The sequence below is a fragment of the Paenibacillus sp. FSL R7-0163 genome (assembly GCF_037969975.1).
Classification (GTDB): Bacteria; Bacillota; Bacilli; order Paenibacillales; family Paenibacillaceae; genus Paenibacillus_AQ; species Paenibacillus_AQ odorifer.
This window is the reverse complement of sequence record NZ_CP150224.1, coordinates 922,036-944,877: the sequence shown is the minus strand read 5'-3', so window position 1 is coordinate 944,877 and position 22,842 is coordinate 922,036. Positions and strand designations below refer to the sequence as shown.

Genomic DNA, 22,842 nt, shown 5'->3' with positions numbered 1-22,842 from the left:
CCTAAAACTTTCTACCATGGAGGCGGCACTTTTAGCTCCTGACAGCAACAAAAAGCCCCCGCCCCCATGCCTGATTAACAGACATAGGGACGAGAGCTTAACTTATTCTCCCGCGGTTCCACCCTACTTGATTTCATACCTTGTATGAGCAAGTTTGCTGCCAAGACAAGAACGAAATCCACTTTCATTCGCCGCATCCGTACTCCCGGGTGCCATGTTCATGAACGTTGTCCCGCCAGGCTTCCACTGCCCCCAGCTCGCTGAATAACGACAATACAGTCCACTACTTTCCCGATCAATGCACGCCTCTCCCCAATTGGAGCATAACGACGATCATATAATAAACTGATCCTATAGTAACGGAAAAATCAGCTTTCGTCAAATCTTGTACTTGTCGAGCTGGTCTAGGAAACTTTGTGACTTCAGCTTTAATCCGAGTTGTACATCCATAAAGGCCCGCATAATTTTTTTCAGCTCATCCCGGCTGCTTTCCTTTACATCCACATTGCCTAGTCTAGTTAGGTCAAGTCTGGCGAATAATCGCAGCAGCTTCAACGCACGAGCAGAGACCTCCATGGCTGGAGGGTCATTATGTTTACAACTGCGGCACAGTGCTCCTCCAAGGCGAGGGCTGACCAGCAGTTGATCATCCGGCTTCTCGGCACCACAAATTACACAAGAATCGAATTCAGGACCATAACCGGCTGCCTGTAAGATTTTCATTTCAAAGACATTTATGATAACGCCGGGTTCCTTGTCCTCTTCAAGTGCATTAAGACAGGCCGTAAGCTGGCGAAACCAGAAGCTTCCCGTTTCCTCATCATGCAGAACACGATCAAGCAGTTCACACGCATAAGACGCATAAGCAGCTTTGATCAAATCCTCACGCAGCGGATGGTGAGACTTCGTAATTTCGCCAGAATTCAGTGTCCCAAGTCCTCCATTATTTCTAAAAAAAACAAATTCCCCAACGGTGAACAGTTGGATCAATGCAGCATGGCGGCTTTTGACCTTCTTTGCGCCACGCACCAGAACCCCTACTTTTCCCGCGTTCTCGGTGCAAAGCGTAATAATTGCGTTCCCCTCGCCGTAGTCCATGCTGCGGATGACGATCCCTTCCACCCTGTGTAGCATGCCTCTTCCCCCAACCATTCGGCAAGCAACCAGTCCTTATTGCGCTTCTTCATCACAGGCCTTCTCTTCCTCCACTAGCTGTAATCCACTATCTTCAAGCGGATGGCCAGCTTCCTTATACAGCAGGTAAGCATCGACGTCTCCTGTCATTGCAAAATACTTCCACGAAAAGTTTCGCATTCGTATTCATCCTTTCTTGGGAAAGACGATGTCTCTTATCAAGAATTAGGATGGTGCGATGGAGCAGGTTCTATCCTTGCAATTCCTACCAAACGAGGAATAACGGAATTAACTTAAAGGTCTTTATGGAAGCCCAAATCCCGCAGAACGCGGTCCTGATTGCGCCAATCTTTTTTCACTTTTACCCATAGCTCCAGAAAAATCTTCGAACCCAGCAGGTTCTCAATATCTGTCCGAGCCCGTCTGCCGACCTCTTTCAGCATTGCCCCTTGCTTGCCGATAATAATTCCCTTTTGGGAATCACGCTCAACAAAAATAACAGCTGAAACATGTACTACTCCATTAGGCTCAACCTTCATATCTTCGATGGCTACAGCAATAGAGTGCGGCACTTCTTCACGAGTCAAATGCAGAATTTTCTCCCGGATTAATTCCGCGCAGACAAATTGCTCGGGGTGATCCGTGATTTGATCTTCCGGATAATACTGAGGGCCTTCCGGCAAGTACTTGGCAACCTGCTCTAACAGCGTGTTAACATTGCTGCCCATCTTCGCAGAAATCGGAATAATTTCGGCAAAATCATGCAGCTTGTTATATTGGGCCATAAGCGGGAGCAAAGCTTCCGGCTCTATTTTATCGATCTTGTTGAGCACCAGAATCACCGGTGTCTTCAGACCATTTAATTGCTCGGCAATGTAACGGTCTCCACCGCCCAAGCCCTCTGACGCATCCACAAGGAATAACACAGCTTCTACTTCACCCAGTGTACTCATTGCAGTCTGGTTCATGTAGTCGCCTAGCTTGGACTGTCTTTTATGAATCCCCGGTGTGTCCAGGAATACGATTTGTGAAGTGTTTGTTGTGTAAACACCATGAATTTTGTTTCTGGTTGTCTGTGGCTTATCCGACATGATGGCAATCTTCTGGCCAATGACCTGATTCATGAGTGTTGATTTACCTACGTTTGGTCTGCCGATAATTGCGACAAAGCCTGATTTGAATTTCATATTATCTTCCTTCCATACTTACCTTCTAGTTCAATCTTTTTCAATCATTCAATCTTTTTTTAAAAGCTTTTTCGCTCCCCCTGAATCTCCCTCAGCCAAGGGGGACCCCAAGGGCCGCGACCCTCTGGACACCCGAAAATAGGCGTACCCGCAACGTTCGACGGGATTAGAGGGACGGTTGTGCATGAGCGCTTTTGTCCCCTGTTGGGGACACGCTTCACTGTCGCTTATTAACACGGTTCGCATTAAGCTCACCATGGAGAAAAATTACTGAGATGCAGCTTACAAGCAGGGTTTCAAGTTACGATGGGCAAAGAATCGCTGGCGGCTTTTGCCGCGGCGCTTACCTCGTAATATTACTCTAATAACACATAGTTTGCACCAGTTTAGCCTAACTTGGTAGAACTAGAACATTTTTAATTGTATTTTGTACAACTAATTTTAGTTTGAGTTTATGTTTTGGTGCTTTAGTTGTATTCTGTGCAATTAAATCCTGTCTTAAGAGCCTAATATGGACTTTATCATAAATTTAATTGTACTATCTGCAACTAAATTCATTTTTGTGGGAAAGAGTAGCAATTTAACTGTACATTGTGCAATTAAAGTAGCAACCTTCGTCTAACTATGCCTAATTTGCCTTTATACGGGCACAGGCATTAAATCAAAACCTCATTTTATTCTGAAGCTTGTCCTTGCTTTAGATCTACGGGACCAAAAGCGCCTGGAAGCAATTCTCCCACCGTAGTCTCAACGATATCACCCTTCATGTTTCCAAGAATAACCTTCATATCTGGTGAACACAACTCAATCATTACTTGCCGGCACACACCGCAAGGTGAAACGGGGCCGTCAGAGTCAGCTACTACGGCAATTGCTTTAAAAGAACCAACAGCATGTCCATCCGCAATCGCACGGAATAATGCTGTCCGTTCCGCACAGTTGGTTGGGCCAAAAGCAGCATTTTCCACATTACAGCCGTGGTGAATATGACCATCCTGATCAAGAAGGGCAGCTCCCACTCCGAATCGGGAATATGGAATGTAAGCTTTAGCTCGTGCTTTAATCGCCTCTTGCATAAGAAGAGTAGAATCCATATTTTGTCCTCCTAAAGTTTTGTGAGTATTGACTTCGTTGATTTTTCTTCGCACAAAACTCACTTCGTAAGCATACGCTCTGTTTTGTTTATCGTAACTTCCTGTTATCACTTCAACAAAACTCACTTCGTAAACATCTAATTAGTTTCGTTTATCGTTATTTTCTCAGCATGCACTAAATTTTATCAGCGTACTTCATGAGATATATTCGGGTACATAACTCACTTCAAAATTATTCAGTAACGAAAGAGGCGGAATCGCAAAACGCGGGTCCGCCTCTCCCCTGAATTGATTTTGTATCCTGATTATGACATAAGTCCGCTAATCCAGTCCATCACAGGCTGGTAAAAAACATAGATCCCGACTAAGACAGCAAACACCGCCGTGAGAAGCACAGCTCCTGCGGCGGTATCTTTTGCTCTCTTAGCCAGTGGATGAATCTCTGGCGAGATCAGATCAACCGTCGCTTCAATTGCCGTATTGAGCAGTTCGGCAGTTAGGACAAGCGTGATCGAGAACAGCAGCAACATCCAACTGGCCAGCGGAAGTCTGAACACGGCAGCGGCAACTAGCACAACCACCGCTAAACAGCAATGCACCTTCATGTTAAGCTCGGATTTGAATGCCGACACTAAGCCTTGCGATGCAAACCGAAAAGAGTGCCAGAACTTCTTGTGCCCTACCGCCGTGTTCTTCACCATTAGCGCGTCAACCCAACCTGAGATAGTACTTTTTCTTGCTTGGACATCATTTCTGCTTCTGAGGCTTCATCCTGATGATCATATCCTAACAAATGCAGAAATCCGTGAACAAAAAGAAAACCAAGCTCTCGTTCCAGTGAATGACCGTATTCCAGCGCCTGCTCCTGCGCACGAGTTACGGAAATGATTATATCCCCAAGTACGTCTGGAACATCTTCCAGTGCCTCGCCTTCCTCTACCTCGTATATAATGTCCAGCTCGTCCTCTCCGCTTTCATTCATAGCAAAAGAAAGCACGTCCGTCGGACGGTCAATTCCCCGATATTCTAAATTCAACTCATGTATACGAGCGTTATCGACAAAAGTAAGAGCTACCTCGCCCCGATCGATCCCTTCCGCTTCACCTGCTTTTTGCAAAATACTCTCCAGCAGCGTAATGAGATCGTCCTTTATCTCGTATTCTTCTTGCTCGTTATCCCAAACGATCTCCAAACTCATGGGTTAGGTGCCCCTTCCTCTTTTTTCGGCTTACGCACATCTTCTGGGTATTCGATCCGTGAATGGAAAATCCCCATAACCGTCTCCTTCAGAGTCCGTGCAATAATATCCAATTCTTTAATCGTCAAATCACATTCGTCAAACTGATGATCATCCAGTCGACTCTTAATAATCTTCTCAATCATCGTTTCCACCTGCAGAACAGTTGGCTTACGCAATGATCTCACTGCAGCCTCGACACTGTCGGCAATCCCCACAACGGCTGCTTCCTTCGACTGGGCTTTCGGTCCAGGATAACGGAAATCTTCCTCGGTAAAATCAGCCTCGACACCTTTTTCTTCAGCCAGCTTCAGTGCCTTATGGTAAAAATAATGCAGGAACGTTGTTCCATGATGCTGCTCAGCAATGTCACGGATTGGTTTTGGCAGCTTATATTCTCGTTGCATTTCCACCCCGTCACGGGCGTGGGCAACGATGATAGATTTACTAAGCTTCGGTTCAATAGAGTCATGTGGATTTTCCATATTATTCTGATTCTCGATAAAATAAAACGGACGTTTTGTTTTGCCGATATCATGATAATACGATCCTACCCGGCATAATAAGCCATCTGCTCCAATCGCTTCCGCGGCAGCCTCCGACAGGTTACCTACCATTACACTGTGGTGATAGGTTCCCGGGGTTTCGGTAAGCAGCTTGCGCAGCAGCGGGTGGTTTGGATTAGACAATTCTACCAGCTTCAATGCTGATAGAATACCAAAGGTTGCTTCGAAGAAAGGCATTAGCCCAATCACAAGCACAGCCGTCAATAGACCCCCTGCAAAAGCAAAACCAACCGAATACAAGGTACCTACCTCTTTCCATGCCCCTCCGCCTAACAGTATCTGCATAAAAACTGTCAGACAGCCAAAAAGCGATACCATAATCCCGCCTTTAAGGAGCGTGGAGCGTTGACCCGCACGGTGAGTCGCAAAGATAGCCACGTAAGAAACCACGATGGCAAAGAAACCAAAGTTAAAATCAAAGATTGAGTTCTGCTGCACATTCAAAATAACACTCGCCAGTACACTGAATAGAATGGAGCAGAAATAGGCCAAAGGCATGTCCAGAAGCATTGCAATTAACATTGCGCCTATCGCCACTGGTGCCAGGAATCCGATATAAGATCGGACATCGGTCTGCAAAACAGCGGCCAGCCGCATAGAGATAATAGTTATAACAAATACAAGCACCAGCATCAATAGCTGAGAATTGTTGTACTTAAAGCCTGAGGTACCGCCAGAATAACGAATGAACGCAAGCAAACCGACGGAGAGCATCGCAGAGAGAATCAATAGGCCTAATTGTGGCCAGTAATTCACCTCATTGCTTAGTAGACCATTCTCATCCAAAAGAGTGTAGAGCTCTGGAGTAATTAGCTGCCCCTTAGCAACAAGCGTGTCCCCTTGCTCGATGAATACATCAGGTGTGTTCTCCCGAGCTTGTACCTTCGCTTCCTTGGTAGCATCCTCATCGTAGAACTTGTTACTTGTGATCACAAGACGTACAAGCTCCTGAACAACCTCACGCGCTGTACGCTGGCTTAGAGAACTAATACTGACCTGTTCCGCTACCTTGGCGCGAGCAGTCTGCGCATCCGTAATCTGATCATTCATCAGCCTAGTTACAATATCTCGGGCGACAGGCTTCATCTCGATAATGTCCTGAGAGGTCAGGCGCGGAATCTTAATGTAAGTCTCTTCCGGAATGACATAGGTCTGCTCTTTGATGACAGATTGCATTTCATCCAGAAGGTGATCTGAATAAGTAGCGCTGCCTCGATTGGAAGCTACGAAATTCAAGATGAAGTCGCTGGCTCTCTGCGGAATCTCATCACGATAAATCCCCGTCTTATCGCTTTGCGAAATCAGATCATCCTGATTGAGGCGATCTATCCGATCCAGCAGTGAGGTCACAAGGTTGTCCGCCCTCATCGGGATAATTTTGTACTTGGGAGATACGCTTTCAGCCGCTTCCTCAGCCGCCTTTAACGTAGCTTTGGTGTCCTTAATTTGTTTCGGTGCCGTTATTTCCTTTGCACTGTAAGTATTCTCTTTAATATCATATTTCTTAGGTAGCAATTCTGGCGACAAGCTGAAGTAGAACACTAGTCCGAGTAACAGGAAAAGAGCATAGCGTGTCACTGCGCTATACTTCCATCCGTTGTTCGTATATACAAATCCGCTTAATTTAGATGGTTGCTTTGAAGCCATGAAGACAATCCCCTTTATTGGAGGTTTTCGGCAGAGCGGTCATAGGCAACGATAATTTTCTGCACCAGGGAATGCCGTACAACATCCTGTTCCGCGAAGTAGACAAAGCCAAGTTCTTCTATGCCGGATAAAATCGCTTTGGCTTCAATCAAACCGGATTTCTTGCCGCGGGGCAGGTCAATCTGGGTAACGTCACCTGTAATCACCATTTTGGACCCGAAGCCGAGTCGAGTCAGGAACATTTTCATTTGCTCAGGTGTGGTATTCTGTGCTTCATCCAGGATGATAAATGAATCATCCAGTGTACGTCCGCGCATATAAGCCAGCGGAGCAATCTCAATCAATCCCCGTTCAAGCGCCTTAGCCACCTGATCGGGTCCCATAACGTCGTATAACGCATCATAAAGCGGACGCAGATATGGATCTACCTTTTCTTGCAAATCCCCTGGAAGGAATCCTAGACTCTCTCCTGCTTCTACTGCGGGACGCGTAAGAACAATACGCTTAACCGAACCCTCTTTCAGTGCCGTAACTGCAAGCACCACTGCCAAGTAGGTCTTCCCCGTTCCTGCAGGACCGATTCCGAATACAATATCACGCTTCTTGATCGTTGTCACATAATGCTTCTGGCCGACCGTTTTGACACGGATAGGCTTTCCGCGAAAAGTTGTAGTAATTTCTCCTTTGAACAAATCGAGCAATTGATCAGCACGAAAATCTTTCGCCAGTTCCACAGCGTACTGCACATCACGTTCAGTAAGTATGTAACCGCTACGAATGAGGGACAGTAGCACATTAAACAATTGCCCCAGCATGTCTACTTCCCGCTCAGCTCCACGAATCGTTAGCTCAGCTTCACGCGAATCAATAATGGCGGGAATTTCACTCTCGATGATTTTTAAGAATCCATCCTGCGGGCCAAACAGCGATTGCGCTTCTCCCGCATTTTGCAAAGATATACGAATGCTTGCAGTCTGTTCTGACAAGTAGCCTCATTCTCCTCAATTGTTTACTATTGGCAGTTCTTCGGAAATTTTTTCTTCTACTTCAAAGATCACTTTCATATAAACTTTACCATTCTCTTTCTTCTCATGCAAAACTTTTTGACTTTTGATGACGCTATCAACACCATATCGAGCTAAAATATCATTCTTCGCCCGCTCAATTCCCCTCGCAACTCCGGCTTCTGGAGTTATCGTATCCTTTGTTTCATTGATCTCCATTTCTTTCTCAGTCATCAGGCCCAGCGGCAGCTCAATAGAGCGCCAAGACAGCGGATCATGCTCTGTGAGCGTCTTTGAATTCTCAAAGGCGGATTTGCCATAACCCCACAGCTGAATAGCCCATTTCCCCAACACAAGATAAGTGCGATCCTTACGCTCCCCAGTATAGGTGCTATTTGTTGTTTTAAGAGGGACCTCGATATTGTACTCATGCCAAACCAAGCCCTTAACCTCACCCTTGGCTACCACATACTCTACATTTTCTTCGTCTCCAAGAGCACCGGAAATCAGGATATCTCCTTTTTTCACACGCGAATTACGCGCAACTACCGGTCTGCCCTGCTCCGCATATATTTCTGTTACCACCGCATCTGTTCGGCTAATTAAATGGCGCTGGCTAAGCAAAGGTTTGATGTCGGGCTGTTTAGCCTCTACAACCTGAATTTTGATGCTCGTCCCCGTCCGTTGCAGCCCTATCCAAGAAACACCCGGTAAATGGGCCAGCAGCCCCTTAGAGAGCTTGTCCGGCTCCTCCAGACGCCATATCCACTGAAAAGGGTACACCCCCTCCTGGCGAGCAGCAGCCAATATATCCTCAGAGGCAATCTTTTCATTTCCTTCGACTCTAATACTCCATACCATCGTAGATAACATAAAAAGTGTAATTCCAAACATTAAAATACCTATGCCAAAAAATTTCCTTTTCCACAGCCGTGCCATAAGAAATGGAAGTCCGCTTCTACCGGTAACGTGCATACGACAGCCTGTCTTTTTTAAAATCGGCCGGAGGACATAAAAATCATCCAGAAGCAGCTTAAGGGAAGCGCCGCCCTCAGCGGGCCTCACATCCCAAATCATGATTCCTGCTTCAGAAATGAAATTAATAAATCGCTCCACCTGAGGTCCCGTCACATGCAGTGTAACGAACCCCCGCAGTGATGACAGAGGTGGCTCCTTCATGATCTCTCCTCGCTTTCGTTATATCTGATCTCCCCGATAACGCCTTCTACAGCCAATTCCTGGCCTAGAATATTTCGGATGACAAGTCCCTCGCCTGTGATTTCAAGCGATCCTTTAGCTAACGCGAGCTTAAGCTGACCAGAGGAAAAATGCAGCACGCCGCGATGGTTCTCAATATGCAGTTCCTTATTGCCGATCAGGGTGATCCGGGGCATTTCCTGTAATAAGTCCTGTGGTAGATCCAGTACCCCGTTTGTCCATCCCCGCAGCCTGCGGCCAATACGGGTCATAAGTAGACGTTCCCCCTTCCTGCCTTCTGTACACCTTATGCGGCAACGCTTTTTTTTATGAGAAGAAGTAACAAAGGAGGACCCTTCTAGTGTGAAAAAAGCAAAAAAAGCCCCGGCAACCTATCGTAAAGATAGGAAACCGAGGCTTTATTGTTACTATGATCCGTAAATATTATCTTCGGGTGGAATGCGGCTGGCGAGAACGCGGTGGTCCCAGAATCTCTGCCCAGACTACACCATTGCGCAGGTCGTCACGACTCCCTGTTCCATGTGTCTGGTCTGCCGCAGAGGGTGAGTTTGTGTTCTTAGTCTTATTTGATCTTTTGGAATCTGCACCCGCTATCCCGTCAAAAGCAGATTGAAGGCGCCGCACCTCTTCTTGCATTCTTTGTGTGCGTAATTCAACTCCGTCATCGGCATGCTCCAAAGACATTCCTTCTCCAGTAGAATAATCTGGAGTTGGTATATACGCAGGTTCTGGAAAGGCAGGAGAGGCATCATACTCCCGGTTATCCTCTGACATCGACTGCCGGGAAGAGGTGTTAACAGGAGCAGGAAATCCACTGCCAGACTCCGCTTGGCGCCCTCCATCGATATCCGGGCGCTTTACCCGGCGGAGCGGAGAATCCTCTCCGCCCCCAAAAGTGGGCATCCCCCCGCGAGGAGCTCCTTTGGGCTTGTTTTTAGTTGCTTTATTCACATTGGATACGATCGCGAATATAATAACCGCAATAATATAGATCCAGCTCATGGAGATTCACATCCCCTTTTATTTATTATTGTTAGGACGGTTATTGTCGTCCTGATCATTCATTTTGCCGAGAGATCCCCGCATTTGGGTATCTGCCTCGATGTTTTTGATATTCATATAATCCATCACGCCGATTTGGCCATTTCTGAGCGCCTCAGCCATCGCCATAGGCACCTGAGATTCAGCTTCTACAACAAGAGCCTTCATCTCTACTACGCGCGCCTTCATCTCTTGCTCGTGAGCGACAGCCATCGCTCTGCGTTCTTCCGCCTTGGCTTGGGCAATACGTTTGTCCGCTTCTGCTTGCTCAGTTTGTAGATAAGCACCGATGTTCTTGCCTACATCGATATCCGCAATATCAATGGAGAGGATCTCAAAAGCAGTACCTGAATCCAGACCTTTGGACAATACCGTCCGCGAAATCAAATCCGGGTTCTCAAGGACATCTTTGTGGGAATCACTCGAACCTACTGTCGTTACAATCCCTTCACCAACACGGGCAATAATCGTTTCTTCACCCGCACCACCCACGAGACGGTCGATATTGGCACGAACGGTTACGCGCGCTTTTACCTTAACTTCAATCCCGTTCTTAGCAACAGCCGCAACAACCGGTGTCTCAATTACACGAGGGTTAACGCTCATTTGCACAGCCTGCAGCACATCACGTCCTGCAAGATCAATGGCTGCTGCGCGAGTAAATTCCAGAGGAATATCTGCACGTTGTGCTGCAATAAGCGCATTAACCACCCGGTCTACGTTACCACCTGCGAGATAGTGACTCTCCAGTTGATTAATGTTCAGTCCAAGACCTGCCTTGGTCGCTTTAATCATTGGGTTAACGATACGACTTGGGGTTACACGACGCAGTCTCATAGCCACCAGTGTAATAATACTGATTCTAACGCCCGACGCTAATGCAGAAATCCAGAGCATAACCGGGAAGAAACTTAAAAACACGCTTAATACAATAATCACCACTACCGCGATAAACAGAATAGGAATCAAAGATGCTTCACCCATACTATATAACCTCCGTAAATTTATTCTAGAACTGTTATTGGTTCCAGTGTTTACCTTATTCCTTGATTTCTTTCACAACAATCCGTCCGCCCTCTACTTTAATAATAGAGACCGGTGCATTAGCACTAATAAAACTACCTTCTGTAACAACATCCACACGTTCGCCGCCTATCATAGCCGTTCCTGATGGACGAAGCGGAGTAATACTGGTTCCTGCAGCGCCTAATAAGCTAAGCTTCTCTTCTACGGGCACAAATCCCTGATCTTTAGTAAGGCTTTCCTTCAAAATAAATCTGTTCCAGATCCCTCGTTCTTTAAAAATGACCGCAACAATTACTACAACTATAGTCGCAGCTACGAAAGAGATACCTAGACTGAGAAGTGCATGCTTATAGCTGTAAGCAGCTCGTACGACACCCGCTACAAGGCTAACAGAGCCGAGCAGCCCCAATATTCCGAAGCTAGGCACAAAGAGCTCCAGCACAAGCATGACAAGCCCAATGATAAACAAGAGCCAAGTTTCCGCTCCGGCGAATCCTGCAACATAGTTGCCGAAGAAATATAACACAAAAGCCAATGTCCCGATAATTCCTGGCGCACCAAAGCCTGGAACAATCAGTTCAATTACAACGCCTGTAATCCCAATGAACAGCAGAATCGTCATAATAATCGGATTGGTCAGAAATTGCGACATTTTTTCCGCACCGGTATGCTCTACGCGAAAGATGTCGTCTGTAGTATATCCAAGCCAATGGATTGCTTCTTCAGGGGTATCTGTAATTTGATCAGCGTAACCAGCTTTTAAAGCTTCTTCACTAGACAAGGCAATGATTTCTCCCTGTGTCTTAGTCACACCAAGCTCTGGCTTATCCACGACCAAATTACTATCCACCATACCAGCGGCAATGTCTGGATCACGATCATTCAGAGCAGCAGCGCCAATCATTTTAGATCTCCAGTAGGATATCATTTTGGCATCATCGACTTTTTGACCATTCATGTCTACCAAAGAAGCAGAACCGATCATACTGCCCGGCTTCATGATTATTGCACCTGCATTAAGTGCTATGTAACTGCCTGCAGAAGCGGCATCACCTTTAATATAGGCAGCTGTTGGTATTTCACTCTCTCTTACCATCGTCCCAATCTCTTCTGCCGATTTCACCAGCCCTCCAGGTGTATCGACCTCTAGTAGAATAAGGACTGCTCCATAATTAGCGGCTTCTTCAAATCCTCTTTCCAAAAAGCTTTGCAAACCCCGTTCAATCTTTTGATCTACCGGAATAATAAACACGGGACCTTTTTTCAGCTCACTGTTCGTAACCCCCGGTGTTTTCGGGGCTGTCCCGTCAGCGCTTACATTCGTTGCAAAGGGTGTCAGGAGGAGTAACAGCAGGACCACAGGAATGCTAGCTAACAGTATTTTCCGTAATCTTCTCAATGATTTTACCTCCCTTCTTTAGCTTGACCCAGAACTCATAACCCTTAATACGCTGAAATTGGATTTACGTTTCATAACATAGAAAAGCACCCCTTTTACAAGGGGTGCTAGTGCTATATTATTGCAGAAATTGCAGAACCGCCTGGTTCACGAGTTTACCATCAGCGCGACCTTTGACCTTAGGCATCAGTGCGCTCATGACCTTCCCCATTTCGCTCTTCGAAGAAGCACCGGTTTCCTGGATGGTCTGCTGTACAATTACTTTAATTTCTTCTTCGGAAAGTTGCTCGGGAAGATATTTAATAATAATCTCGATTTCTGCTTTTGTACTCGCGGCAAGCTCGTCGCGACCCGCTGATTCAAATTCTTGGAGGGCATCTTTGCGCTGTTTGATTTCACGACTAAGGATATCAAGCACTTCGTTGTCGTCCAATGTTCTCTTCAGATCTATTTCAAGATACTTTATTGTAGAACGAACCATTCGAATCGTGGAGAGCGTGAACTTGTCCTTACTCTTCATCGCTTGCTTCATATCTTCGTTCAATCTCTCGCTAAGATTCATGCGTGGGTAATCCTCCTAAAACTTTCTCTTACGAGCAGCCTCAGACTTCAGCTTTTTCTTAACGCTCGGCTTTTCGTAATGTTTGCGTTTCTTCACCTCAGCCAAGACACCATCTTTTGCGATGGAACGTTTAAAGCGACGAAGTGCAGCATCAATTGTCTCGTTTTTGCGAACTTTCGTTTCAGACACAGGTTTCCCCTCCCTCCGACCATACCGTCCAAGAGCATAACACGGTTTATCAAACTCCATTATAGGTCAAACGGAAATAACGTGTCAACCTTCGTGCTATTCTTTTTTCTGGCAAGTTCTTCAACATTAAATGATTATGCTATGCGTGGGAAGCTGAGTTTCCAGTGAGCGCACCCAGCTTGGCTCCACCCAGCAGGTGATAATGAAGATGAGGCACAGCTTGTCCACTATCAGGCCCGCAATTATTGATTAAACGATAACCAGACTCAGCAATCCCAAGGTCTTTGGCGATCTGTTGGGCTACACTGTGGATTTCAGCAATTAGCGGAAGATCCTCAGGTGTAACATCATTCATTGAAGCAATGAACTTCTTGGGAATGATCAACACATGTACCGGTGCAGCCGGCTCGATGTCGTAAAATGCAAGAATACGTTCATTCTCAAATACTTTTTTGGAAGGAATAGTACCCTCAATAATTTTGCTAAACACGGTCTCCATAGAGTGCTTGCCTCCTAAAAATTGGTGAAATTCCACTTCATCATAAGATAATCATACAGGATAATCATCAATTACGAAAGCAGCAAGCAAACTCAGTATAATCAGCCCCAAACTGTATCTGTTACAGAATGAACCATTAAATAAATATATCAACACCGTTAGGCCTAAAAAAGACAAAAAAAAGAGAAACACCCTTCACAGCTTATAAAGCTGATTCGGCGGCGGACGTATGAAAAGGAGTTCATTCCCTACCATACGTCCGCCGAGGTGTTTCTAAAGTAATGTCGGCTTAGCTGTATTATAACAGCGCGTTGATACTGTATCTGTGATAAGAATCACACACATTGTAGATCTTCACATTTTTTCCAAAAGGATCCGAGATCCCCCTCCACCCTGTTCAGCAGGTACTACTACCAGCTTGCGTGGCAGTCGTGCCCGAAGCTCTGGAACATGGCTGATAATGCCGACAGACAGTTGGTCGTTATGCAGTCTTTCCAGTGAGGTAATTACCGTATCGAGCAATTCCGGATCCAGCGTACCAAAACCTTCGTCCAAAAAGAAAAATTGCAATGGATACTGCCCCCGCAGCTGAATCTGTGCCGAAAGAGCAAGTGCAAGTGACAAGGAAGTTAAGAACGTTTCTCCGCCGGAAAGCGTGGAGACCGGTCTTCTTACACCACCGTTTCCATCATCACGGATTACAAAGCCACCGCCCGAATCAACCTCCAGCGCATAACGCTGTTTGCTCAGGAAACGAAGCCGCTGAGAAGCAGACTGGCACACCTGCATCAATTGTTCCTCCGCAATATACTCAACAAAAGCATTTCCACGTAAAACCGTCTGCAATTTGGACAAATGATCCTGTAGGGAAGCATGTTCTAGCCGCTGGGCTTCAAGCTCCATCCAGCGAATATGCCGATGCCGCAGATCCTCTAGGTCTCGCTCTGCACGCGCTCTTGCTTGCAGCGACATTTCATCCTCTGACTTACACACGCTTAAGCTCTCCTGGCTAACTTGCCATTCCTCTTCACTTAAGCTGGCTCCGTCAAGCTTCTCTTCAATATTGCGCAGCTGCAATGAGACTTCAGCTTCTTCAGCACGATGGGCACGTACCCGAGAAGATGAAATTTCCCGCTCTTCAGGTGCGAGAGCTGCTCCTTCAACCTCAGCGGCCGAACTAAACGGTGAAGAGGTTAAGCTTTGCTCCCACAGATGGCTTGAAGTCACATAATGCTCTCGAGCAGATTCTGCAGCCTGGCGGGTAATCGCTGCCTCCTTGATCTCATGCTGCGCTTTTTCCGCTGCCGTGAGATGTAATCGTTGGCTGGTCTCCACAGCTGCTAACAATTCCTGCAGACGACGCTCACACTCTGCTAGAAGTGAGGCAGCAGCGCGGCCATTAGTCCACTCTAGAAGACGCCGTTCTTTTTCACGCTGCAATTCTTCTTTGCCTTCCATCTGTGTATTCCACTGAGTAAGCTCTTTATCGAGTCCGGTGATGGTCTCCTGAAGATTCTGTAACGAAGCGCTTTTCTCATCCAGAAACTTGACACTGATTTCCAGTCGGGATCTAATTTCCTCAGCTTGAGCATCCTTGGCTAACAGCTCACGATAAGCTTTTTCTACCTCTTCCGGTGCCAAATCAGGGAACTGCTGTACCCAGTTCTGCCGCAAAGCGGTTAGTTGGCCACTCAGTTCCTCAGCTTTGGCGGTAAGGCCTTCTACCCAGCTTCGCTCACCTTCGGCACCCGCTGCTTCTTTGAGGCATAGCTGCTGAACTTCCTGCATCGATTGCTGCCATTGTATCGCTGTACGGCGCAGTTCTCCAGACTGGCTTTTTAATGCTAAAAATGCAGCATCAAGTTCTGCCAAAGCTTTTTCATCTGGGATGGACATATCGGTAGAGGAAACCTCTGTAGTGCTGACTTCTGAACCTGCCGCCGCAGGATGATTTACCGTATCAAAAGCTCCATCACCAAACACCTGCTCCAGCCAAACCAGGTCCTGCTCCCTTAAACCACGGAACATATGGCGTGCTTCCAAAGCACGTCTGGACAACACCCGAGCCTGTTGAAGCTTTGACTCCAGTTCCTGTTGCTCTAGGTTATCCTGCAATACAGCAGGGGCCGGGTGGTGTTCGCTGCCACATACAGGGCAAGGTTGTCCTGCTTCCAATTCTTTAGCCAATCCAAGCGACAGTCTGTGCAACTCATGCCCCTTGAGGGCTGCTTCCAAAGAACTGATATGTTGCTCCAGGCTTTCTGCTGCGGTGCGCGCAGCTTCTTCTGTCGCCAGCAGCTTCTCTTGATGCAGCGCCGCCTCGCGGATCAGCTGCCCGCGAGAAGCTTCCTGCTGCTCGCGACGGCCCTCGGCCTCAGCGAGTCGCGCCTGCGCAGCCGCGAGTGCAGCGGCACGCTCGCGGCGCTCCTTCTCCGCCTTATCCCACTGGGATTCGGCGGAGTGCAGCCCTTGCAGTCTCTGCATCGCTTCTTGCAGAGACTGCCGCTCCTGGGAGCGGACACCGAGCGGCTGTAAGCTCTGCTGCAGCTCTTGCTGGCGCTTTTGGCCCTTGGCCAAAAGCTCACGCTCCCGGGCCATGCCCTCCCGCAGCTCCGCTAGCTTGCGGGAGGCCTCTTCGCGGCGCTCGCGCAGAGCCGCGAGTTCGCGCCGCAAGGCGCCGAGCTCGGACTCGAGCTCGAGCGCGCGGCGGTAGGTGTCGGCCCCCTGCCGGAGGGCCGGCTCTTCCGCCGCAAGCGCGGCCTGCGCAGCAGCCGCGGCCGCAGCGGCACGCGCCGCCTCCTGCTCGGCAGCGGCGGCCAGCACCTCTTGACCCTCCGCGCGGGTCAATCGGCTCTTGAAGGCTTCTTCCGCGCTTCGCCATGCTTTCAGCGCGGGAAGCCTAGCCTCGGCCTCGTCAGCTTGGCCGAGCTTCCGTTCAAGGAGGAGAATCTCCTCCTCCTTGGAAAGCAGTCCCTGCCGCTGCAATTCGCGGCGGGTCCGTTCCTCTTGCAGCTCGCGAATGCGCGCGAAACGCTCCGCGACCTGCAGCGCCGCCTCCAGCTTGCGGCGGCATTCCGCAGCATGTTGGGCTGCTTGTTCGAGGCGCTCTGCCGCTGCCTCTACATCCTCTTTGCCTGCGCTGCCAAGCCCCTGCTGCTCCGCTTCGAGCGCGCGGAGCGCAGCCTCATTCTCCTTCACCCGTCGGCTAAGCTTCAACGCAAGCTGATCGCCATACTGTTCCAAATGGAACAGTCGCTGCAGCATTTGTCGGCGGTCTACGCCCCGAAGCGATAAGAATTCGGCGAATTTCCCCTGCGGCAATACAACTGCTCGCGTGAAGTCATCCATTTTGAGTCCAATATGCTCTTCCACACAACGTGTAACATCTGCGAGTTTATCCGCCATAACGTTATCCCCGTCAGGTGTGACTTCAATGAAACGGCTAATGGTGTTGCTGACTGTTTGCTCACCAGTCCGCTTGAACTTACGTTCAACACGATAACGATGTACCCCAGCGGAAGAAGTGAGCTCAAAGGTAAACGCCACGCTGAGTGAATCCTCAGAGTGATTCATAATCCCCTGTGTCCCGTTAACGGCGCGCTCTACTTTCCCGTACATCGCCAAAGTAATAGCATCCAGCAAACTGGACTTGCCGCTGCCCGTAGGTCCAAAAATCCCAAACAGCCCAGTCTCACACAGACTTTCAAAATCTATTTCCTGCATTTCTCTATAACTCTGCAATCCTGCTACTTTTAATAAAATAGGCTTCACCTTAGTTCTCCTCTCCTTCCTCCGGCTGCTGCCGTTCTTCTTCGGTTAGCTGTAAGAACAGCTCAATCAAACGATCCTCCGGCTCCGCCCCGCCCGTCTGGCGCTGATAGAATTTACGGAACAATTCCTGTACAGGCATACGTGAACGGGAAATCTGTTCAAGCTCCAGCTCCATTTGCGGATAAATCGGACGAATATGAATGATCCCCTCACGTGATTTACGCAGGCGCTGAATATCATTCATCGACATAGCTTCACTGAGCCGAATCTCCAAATCTATAAAAGCAGAAGCATCTCTACCTTCATCCAACCAGTTATATACCTCTTGCAATCCACCCGTAGAGCTCCATCTTACAAGTGGGCGCCCACAGCGAAGATAGATTTCTTCGAAGGTCGGCTCACCGCCCGGCGCAACATCAATCAGCGTCACCGACTTGGCTTGTCCTGCTTCAGAAAAGCTATATGCCAACGGGGATCCGCTATAACGGATCATCCCTTCCCCTTTAACACGCTGAGCGCGATGAAGATGGCCTAGGGCAGTATATTGCGCTCCACAGGATAAAGCAGAAGGATCTACAGTGTAAGCCCCGCCCACTTGAATCGGGCGTTCCGAATCACTCTCTACACCACCCAGCACATAAATATGGCTCATCGCCAAATTTACGGTTTGTCGGGTAAATTCCCTTCCCAACAGCTGCATGAGTTTGCCTACCCGTGCGCTGTAAGCCAGTCGAAGCTCCTCTTCCCCGCTGTCCCCAGCAAGCAGCTCACCAAGACGTGCCTCTGAGGGATAGGGAAGGGCTGCGATTTTGGCAATCTCACCCGTGCGCGCAGCATGAACTGTCACTGGCTCTGAGGTTGGAAGTCCTACCAAGGTAATCCCCTGCCTTAATACAAGCGGGGAGACTGAAGATACGCGCTCCGGTTGGTCATGATTGCCGGCAATCACCACAAGGGGCCTGCCCCCTGAAGATAGCCTGGCAGCAGCCTCATAGAATAATTGCTCCGAAGCCGCTGGTGGATTAACGGAATCGTACACATCTCCCGCCATCATAATCAAATCCACCTTATGAAAATCGGCGATCTCCACCAATTCATCTATGAACTGCTCTTGCTCCTTCTGGCGGCTTCTTCCCTCCAGCGTACGGCCCAAGTGCCAATCCCCCGTATGCAATATCCGCATCTTCGTCCTCTTTCCCCGCTCCTATGCGGCAATGAATAATTTATAATTTCACAGCATGATCGCCGTCAAAAAAGTACAGCCAAATCTCGCTGATCGGTTCTCCCAAAATATCATGTAATGCCTTGCTGTATAACTCTAGCTGAAAACGATATTTTTCCTTAAGTGCTTCTAGGCCGCCCTGATGTTCTAATACAGAGTCCGTCTTATAGTCTAGCAGAATAATCCGGTCCTCTTCTCGGAACAGGCAGTCAATGACCCCTTGAATTAGCACAGCCTCACTAAAGCCTTCCTTATTGTTCTCAGGGGTAAGCTCCGAGACGGCCTCATTCATATAATCGAGCCCTCGATAAGCCTCACCTGCGGGAACCATATAACTGAATGGCATTTCTCTAAGCTTCCAAGAAGAAGCTATTAATCTACGTCCAAGTTCATTAGTATAAAAAGCTTCTATCTGATCGGGAGCTACAGCCTCCACCTGCTCAGCAGTTAGAATAGCCACTCTCTGAAGTCGGACTAAGGTTTCTTCCACAACCATAGGATCAACTGAACCCTCCAGCGGAATATGCTGCATGACTGTATGGTATGCTGTCCCGCGTTCCGCTGGGGTCAGACTGCGTTTTTCCATAAATTTCGGACGCCGCAAATGAAGACTGTCCGCACCTGCAACACTTGGACGTTTATCGTTTTCTATTGAGGTTGTAGAATTGCCTTCTTCCAGCAGATCAAAAGAGGGCTGCTCCTGTAATGACAACAACGCTTTTAACTCCGTAACAGAAGTTTTAGCCGGAATACCTGAGGCTGCCGCATACGGATAATTCCATTCCAGTCTTCTAGCAATTTCATCGCTAGTCTCTGTTTCATATATATTTACAGATTCACCCTTATGCAGTGCTTCGAGTACAGCTTGCCGTTCCTCTACCTTATCTTCAGTCTGATCCGTTGGCAGGAACGCCCCAGAATTAAGTTCGGAAGCATTTTGCACACTGATGCTCCAGTTGGACACATCGTTGTGCAGCACCGTGGAGACGGTACCTTCTGAACCGCCCAGCTTACGAAGAATCGCCGCAGCAGGGTGCCGGATCAATGCCGGTCCAACCCAATCCAAATAGCTGCGCCCTCGGGCCAGCAGATGGTCTGCAAGCAGCAGCTCATCCCGGTTCTGTACGCTGCTCCAGCTAGCGATTTTGCGTGGCAAATCTCTTACGGTGCCCACTAGAATCATTTTATCTCTCGGACGAGTTAACGCCACATATAATACACGCATTTCCTCAGCTAATAACTCAAGCCGTGTACGCCGGTTAATAGCCAGATAAGGAAGTGTTGGGTAACTAACTCGCGTTTCCCGTTCCACAAAGCGTGGCCCAAAGCCAAGCTCTTTGTGCATAAGAAATGGCGAATGCAAATCTTGTCGATTGAACTGTTTTGCCATCCCGGCTACAAAAACAACAGGGAACTCCAGACCTTTGGATTTATGGATGGTCATGATTCTGACGCCATTGCCTTCTTCACCGCCACCGCCAGCTACACCCAGATCTCCGCCATTCTCACGAAGCCGTGAAATGAACACCAGAAAACGGAACAATCCGCGTGCTGCGGTGTCATTCTCAAATTGCACAGCCCGATCATACAAAGCTTTAAGATTGTTCTGGCGCTGCGAGCCTCCAGGCAGTCCTCCAACCCATTCCAGATAGCCGCTCTCCCCATAGATACGCCAGATCAGCTCACTGAGACTACCTTGTCTAGCCGCATTTCTCCAGCTTTCCAGCTGTTCTAGGAAATGTTTAAGCTTGCGCTTCAGTTCTGGACTGATCTGCGGCAGATCTTTATCAGGTAAAACATTATTTTCGACGGTGCTTGCGGATTCAATCACATGAGCCGAGAAGAGGTCATACTCTTCTTCAGCCTCTTTTGCATCTTGCATATCCACCGCCATCTGTACTGCTTGAAAAAAAGGACCCTGACTACACATACGCACCGTAGCCAATTCTTCTTCCGTTAATCCGACCACAGGTGAACGAAGTACGCCAGCCAGCGGAATGTCCTGCTGAGGATTATCAACTATTTTTAAGAGGGAAAGTGCAATTTCCACTTCTGTAGCTTCAAAATAACCTTTATTCAGATCACCATAAGCAGGGATTCCTTCCATCCGAAGCTCTTCGATGATTAGAGGGGTCCAGATTCTTGCCGAGCGAAGCAGGATCACGATATCACCGTAAATAACCGGACGCATAATCTTGAGTCCTTTATCGTAGATAAGCAGTGGCGATCCACCGGTCATCCCCGTCATTTGTGAAATACGCCGGGCAATTGCCCGCGCTTCCAGCTGCGCCGTCTCGCTCTCAATGGCTTCACTCTCCTGAAGTGGCGCCTCACCGTCTTCAGAGGTCTCTTCTGACTTCCCTGCTGCCGAACCACGATCAATCAATAATAACTCCGGTGCAAAAAAGGTATCAGGACCCTTCTCTGCTGCACCTGGGAAATTCGCTCCGTAAACAAGCTCAGCGCGTTCATCATAATTAATCTCCGCTACCGTCTCATTCATAATCTGCCGGAAGATCATATTCACGGCATTTACAACCTCCATGCGACTGCGAAAATTACGGGCCAGATCGATGACCGAACCGCTAGATGATTCATTAGTAATTTCAGATAGATCATCGATTTGGTGTGAGCCAAAGCTGCGGTATTTATCCAGGAATAGCCCCGGCTCCGCCAGACGGAATCGATAGATACTTTGCTTCATATCTCCGACCATAAACCGGTTACCGGGTGTTTCACGGGATATTAGCCGCACAATCTCCTCTTGCACGCTATTCGTATCCTGATACTCATCCAGCAGAACCTCATCGAATTGAGCACGGTACTCCATAGCTGCATCAGAAGGCAGGGAATGACCGGGCGTAGAGTCCGGATGGCGTAGAATTTGCAGACAATAATGCTCCAAATCACTGAAGTCGACTAGACCTCTTCCTGCTTTTTCAATTCTATAACGTTCACCGAATGCTATCACTGTCTCTGCAAGCTCTGCCATCAGTGGAGCCGCTTCGTTCAGCTCTTTCAAAAAAACCTCAGGCGGACGGCCAAACAATGCTTTCTGAAGATCTAAAATACTCTTCTTCACACTATCGCGCAGTTCCTTCACCATTTCCTGCAGTCCAGGATCTGTCGAATCCTTCTTACAAGCCTTTAATTTCCCAAAATATACTTCCATGAAAATATCATATAATTCTGCCCAAGGTCGTTCGTTTACGGCATCCTGCAGTGCATTTACCATCTCAAGATCAGAGGTTAAATTCTCAGCATAGGGTGCCGGACCGCCCGGCTGCAGTGCAATCTCCCGGCCTTGAATAAGCTGACTGGCTGCGCCCGCAAGTGTCAGCTTCGCTTCTTCAAGAATGCTCAGCACCCATGGCGTTCCACCCAGACTTTCGGTGTCTGGCAATGAGAAATCAGCTGCAGTATCACGGAGCCATTGCGCAGGCCAAGGATGGCTGCGGGCATAATCATGCAATCGCTGTATGAGCGCATGCACTGCATCATCACTGCGTTCACCACTGAACCAATCAGCGAGCTGCACAAATATACTATCCTCGCCATCCGCACCTGCTTCACCGTACTTTTCCTCCAGCAACTCTTCGAGCAGCTCCTGCCGCATCATCTCCGCTTCATGCTCATTTAATATGCGAAAACCCGGATCAATCGGAATCATTTGATAATAACGCCGGATCACTTCCAGACAGAAGGAGTGCAACGTTGTAATCGAAGCTTTGCCCAGCAGGGATAGCTGACGGCGCAAATGGTCGTTCTCCCCATTCTCCTCCAGCTCCCGATCAAGGGCTTCCCTGATCCGCTGCCGCATTTCGGCAGCCGCAGCTTTGGTAAACGTAGCTACTAATAGCCTGTCTACACTGAAGCCGTTCTCTTCCTTACTGATTTTTCGAATAATCCGTTCTACCAGCACCGCCGTCTTACCGGAACCTGCTGCCGCAGCAACGAGGATGTCATCACCGCTCTCCGCAATGGCACGCCACTGGTCATCACTCCATATACTTCCTTCCGGTTTCGCTTCTATTTCAGCCTTCATA

General features: G+C 48.2%; 19 protein-coding genes. All 19 read right to left on the bottom strand.

Going from position 1 to position 22,842, the window contains the following annotated elements:
* Window positions 1–378 precede the first annotated feature (378 nt).
* The 19 genes from recO to addA all read right to left on the bottom strand — a co-directional run bounded on the left by recO (window position 379) and on the right by addA (window position 22,841).
* Window positions 379–1,134, bottom strand: coding sequence for a DNA repair protein RecO (recO, locus tag NST45_RS04020; RefSeq protein ID WP_036683821.1), 756 nt, complete (start codon window positions 1,132–1,134; stop codon window positions 379–381).
* A gap of 36 nt (window positions 1,135–1,170) precedes the next feature.
* The gene (locus NST45_RS04015; RefSeq protein WP_076098533.1) at window positions 1,171–1,314 is read right to left on the bottom strand and encodes a YqzL family protein; all 144 of its coding nucleotides are present in this window, start codon (window positions 1,312–1,314) and stop codon (window positions 1,171–1,173) included.
* A gap of 113 nt (window positions 1,315–1,427) precedes the next feature.
* A complete protein-coding gene (gene era / locus NST45_RS04010; RefSeq protein WP_036683823.1) occupies window positions 1,428–2,321 on the bottom strand; it encodes a GTPase Era in 894 nt (297 codons plus the stop codon).
* A 674-nt stretch (window positions 2,322–2,995) separates the two neighbouring features.
* A complete protein-coding gene (locus NST45_RS04005; protein WP_036683825.1) occupies window positions 2,996–3,415 on the bottom strand; it encodes a cytidine deaminase in 420 nt (139 codons plus the stop codon).
* Between the two features lie 305 nt (window positions 3,416–3,720).
* Window positions 3,721–4,116, bottom strand: coding sequence for a diacylglycerol kinase family protein (locus tag NST45_RS04000; RefSeq protein WP_036683827.1), 396 nt, complete (start codon window positions 4,114–4,116; stop codon window positions 3,721–3,723).
* Window positions 4,116–4,613 carry an rRNA maturation RNase YbeY gene (gene ybeY / locus NST45_RS03995; RefSeq protein ID WP_036683829.1) on the bottom strand — a complete coding sequence of 166 codons (498 nt, stop codon included), beginning with the start codon at window positions 4,611–4,613 and terminating at the stop codon, window positions 4,116–4,118. The genes NST45_RS04000 and ybeY overlap by 1 nt, the downstream gene beginning before the upstream one ends.
* Window positions 4,610–6,865, bottom strand: coding sequence for an HDIG domain-containing metalloprotein (locus NST45_RS03990; protein WP_036683831.1), 2,256 nt, complete (start codon window positions 6,863–6,865; stop codon window positions 4,610–4,612). The genes ybeY and NST45_RS03990 overlap by 4 nt, the downstream gene beginning before the upstream one ends.
* A gap of 14 nt (window positions 6,866–6,879) precedes the next feature.
* Window positions 6,880–7,851: a PhoH family protein gene (locus NST45_RS03985; RefSeq protein ID WP_036683834.1), complete on the bottom strand. Its 972-nt coding sequence runs from the start codon at window positions 7,849–7,851 to the stop codon at window positions 6,880–6,882.
* 15 nt (window positions 7,852–7,866) lie between these two features.
* Complete coding sequence (yqfD, locus tag NST45_RS03980; RefSeq protein WP_036683842.1) at window positions 7,867–9,048, bottom strand: sporulation protein YqfD; 1,182 nt, start codon at window positions 9,046–9,048, stop codon at window positions 7,867–7,869.
* Complete coding sequence (yqfC, locus tag NST45_RS03975; protein ID WP_036683844.1) at window positions 9,045–9,338, bottom strand: sporulation protein YqfC; 294 nt, start codon at window positions 9,336–9,338, stop codon at window positions 9,045–9,047. The genes yqfD and yqfC overlap by 4 nt, the downstream gene beginning before the upstream one ends.
* A gap of 172 nt (window positions 9,339–9,510) precedes the next feature.
* A complete protein-coding gene (locus tag NST45_RS03970) occupies window positions 9,511–10,089 on the bottom strand; it encodes a hypothetical protein (protein WP_076098529.1) in 579 nt (192 codons plus the stop codon).
* 18 nt (window positions 10,090–10,107) lie between these two features.
* A complete protein-coding gene (gene floA / locus NST45_RS03965; RefSeq protein ID WP_036683849.1) occupies window positions 10,108–11,112 on the bottom strand; it encodes a flotillin-like protein FloA in 1,005 nt (334 codons plus the stop codon).
* 55 nt (window positions 11,113–11,167) lie between these two features.
* A complete protein-coding gene (locus tag NST45_RS03960; RefSeq protein WP_339824961.1) occupies window positions 11,168–12,553 on the bottom strand; it encodes an NfeD family protein in 1,386 nt (461 codons plus the stop codon).
* Between the two features lie 118 nt (window positions 12,554–12,671).
* Complete coding sequence (locus NST45_RS03955) at window positions 12,672–13,115, bottom strand: GatB/YqeY domain-containing protein (protein WP_036683862.1); 444 nt, start codon at window positions 13,113–13,115, stop codon at window positions 12,672–12,674.
* A gap of 15 nt (window positions 13,116–13,130) precedes the next feature.
* Window positions 13,131–13,304, bottom strand: a complete 174-nt coding sequence (gene rpsU / locus NST45_RS03950) for a 30S ribosomal protein S21 (RefSeq protein ID WP_036657994.1) — start codon at window positions 13,302–13,304, stop codon at window positions 13,131–13,133.
* Window positions 13,305–13,443: 139 nt separating this feature from the next.
* Window positions 13,444–13,803, bottom strand: coding sequence for a histidine triad nucleotide-binding protein (locus NST45_RS03945; protein ID WP_036683863.1), 360 nt, complete (start codon window positions 13,801–13,803; stop codon window positions 13,444–13,446).
* 354 nt (window positions 13,804–14,157) lie between these two features.
* Window positions 14,158–17,574 (bottom strand): AAA family ATPase, encoded by a 3,417-nt coding sequence (locus NST45_RS03940; protein ID WP_339824958.1) that lies wholly within the window; start codon window positions 17,572–17,574, stop codon window positions 14,158–14,160.
* A 1-nt stretch (window position 17,575) separates the two neighbouring features.
* Window positions 17,576–18,757, bottom strand: coding sequence for an exonuclease SbcCD subunit D (locus NST45_RS03935; RefSeq protein WP_036683873.1), 1,182 nt, complete (start codon window positions 18,755–18,757; stop codon window positions 17,576–17,578).
* A 40-nt stretch (window positions 18,758–18,797) separates the two neighbouring features.
* A complete protein-coding gene (gene addA / locus NST45_RS03930) occupies window positions 18,798–22,841 on the bottom strand; it encodes a helicase-exonuclease AddAB subunit AddA (RefSeq protein WP_339826114.1) in 4,044 nt (1,347 codons plus the stop codon).
* Between the last annotated feature and the right edge of the window lies 1 nt (window position 22,842).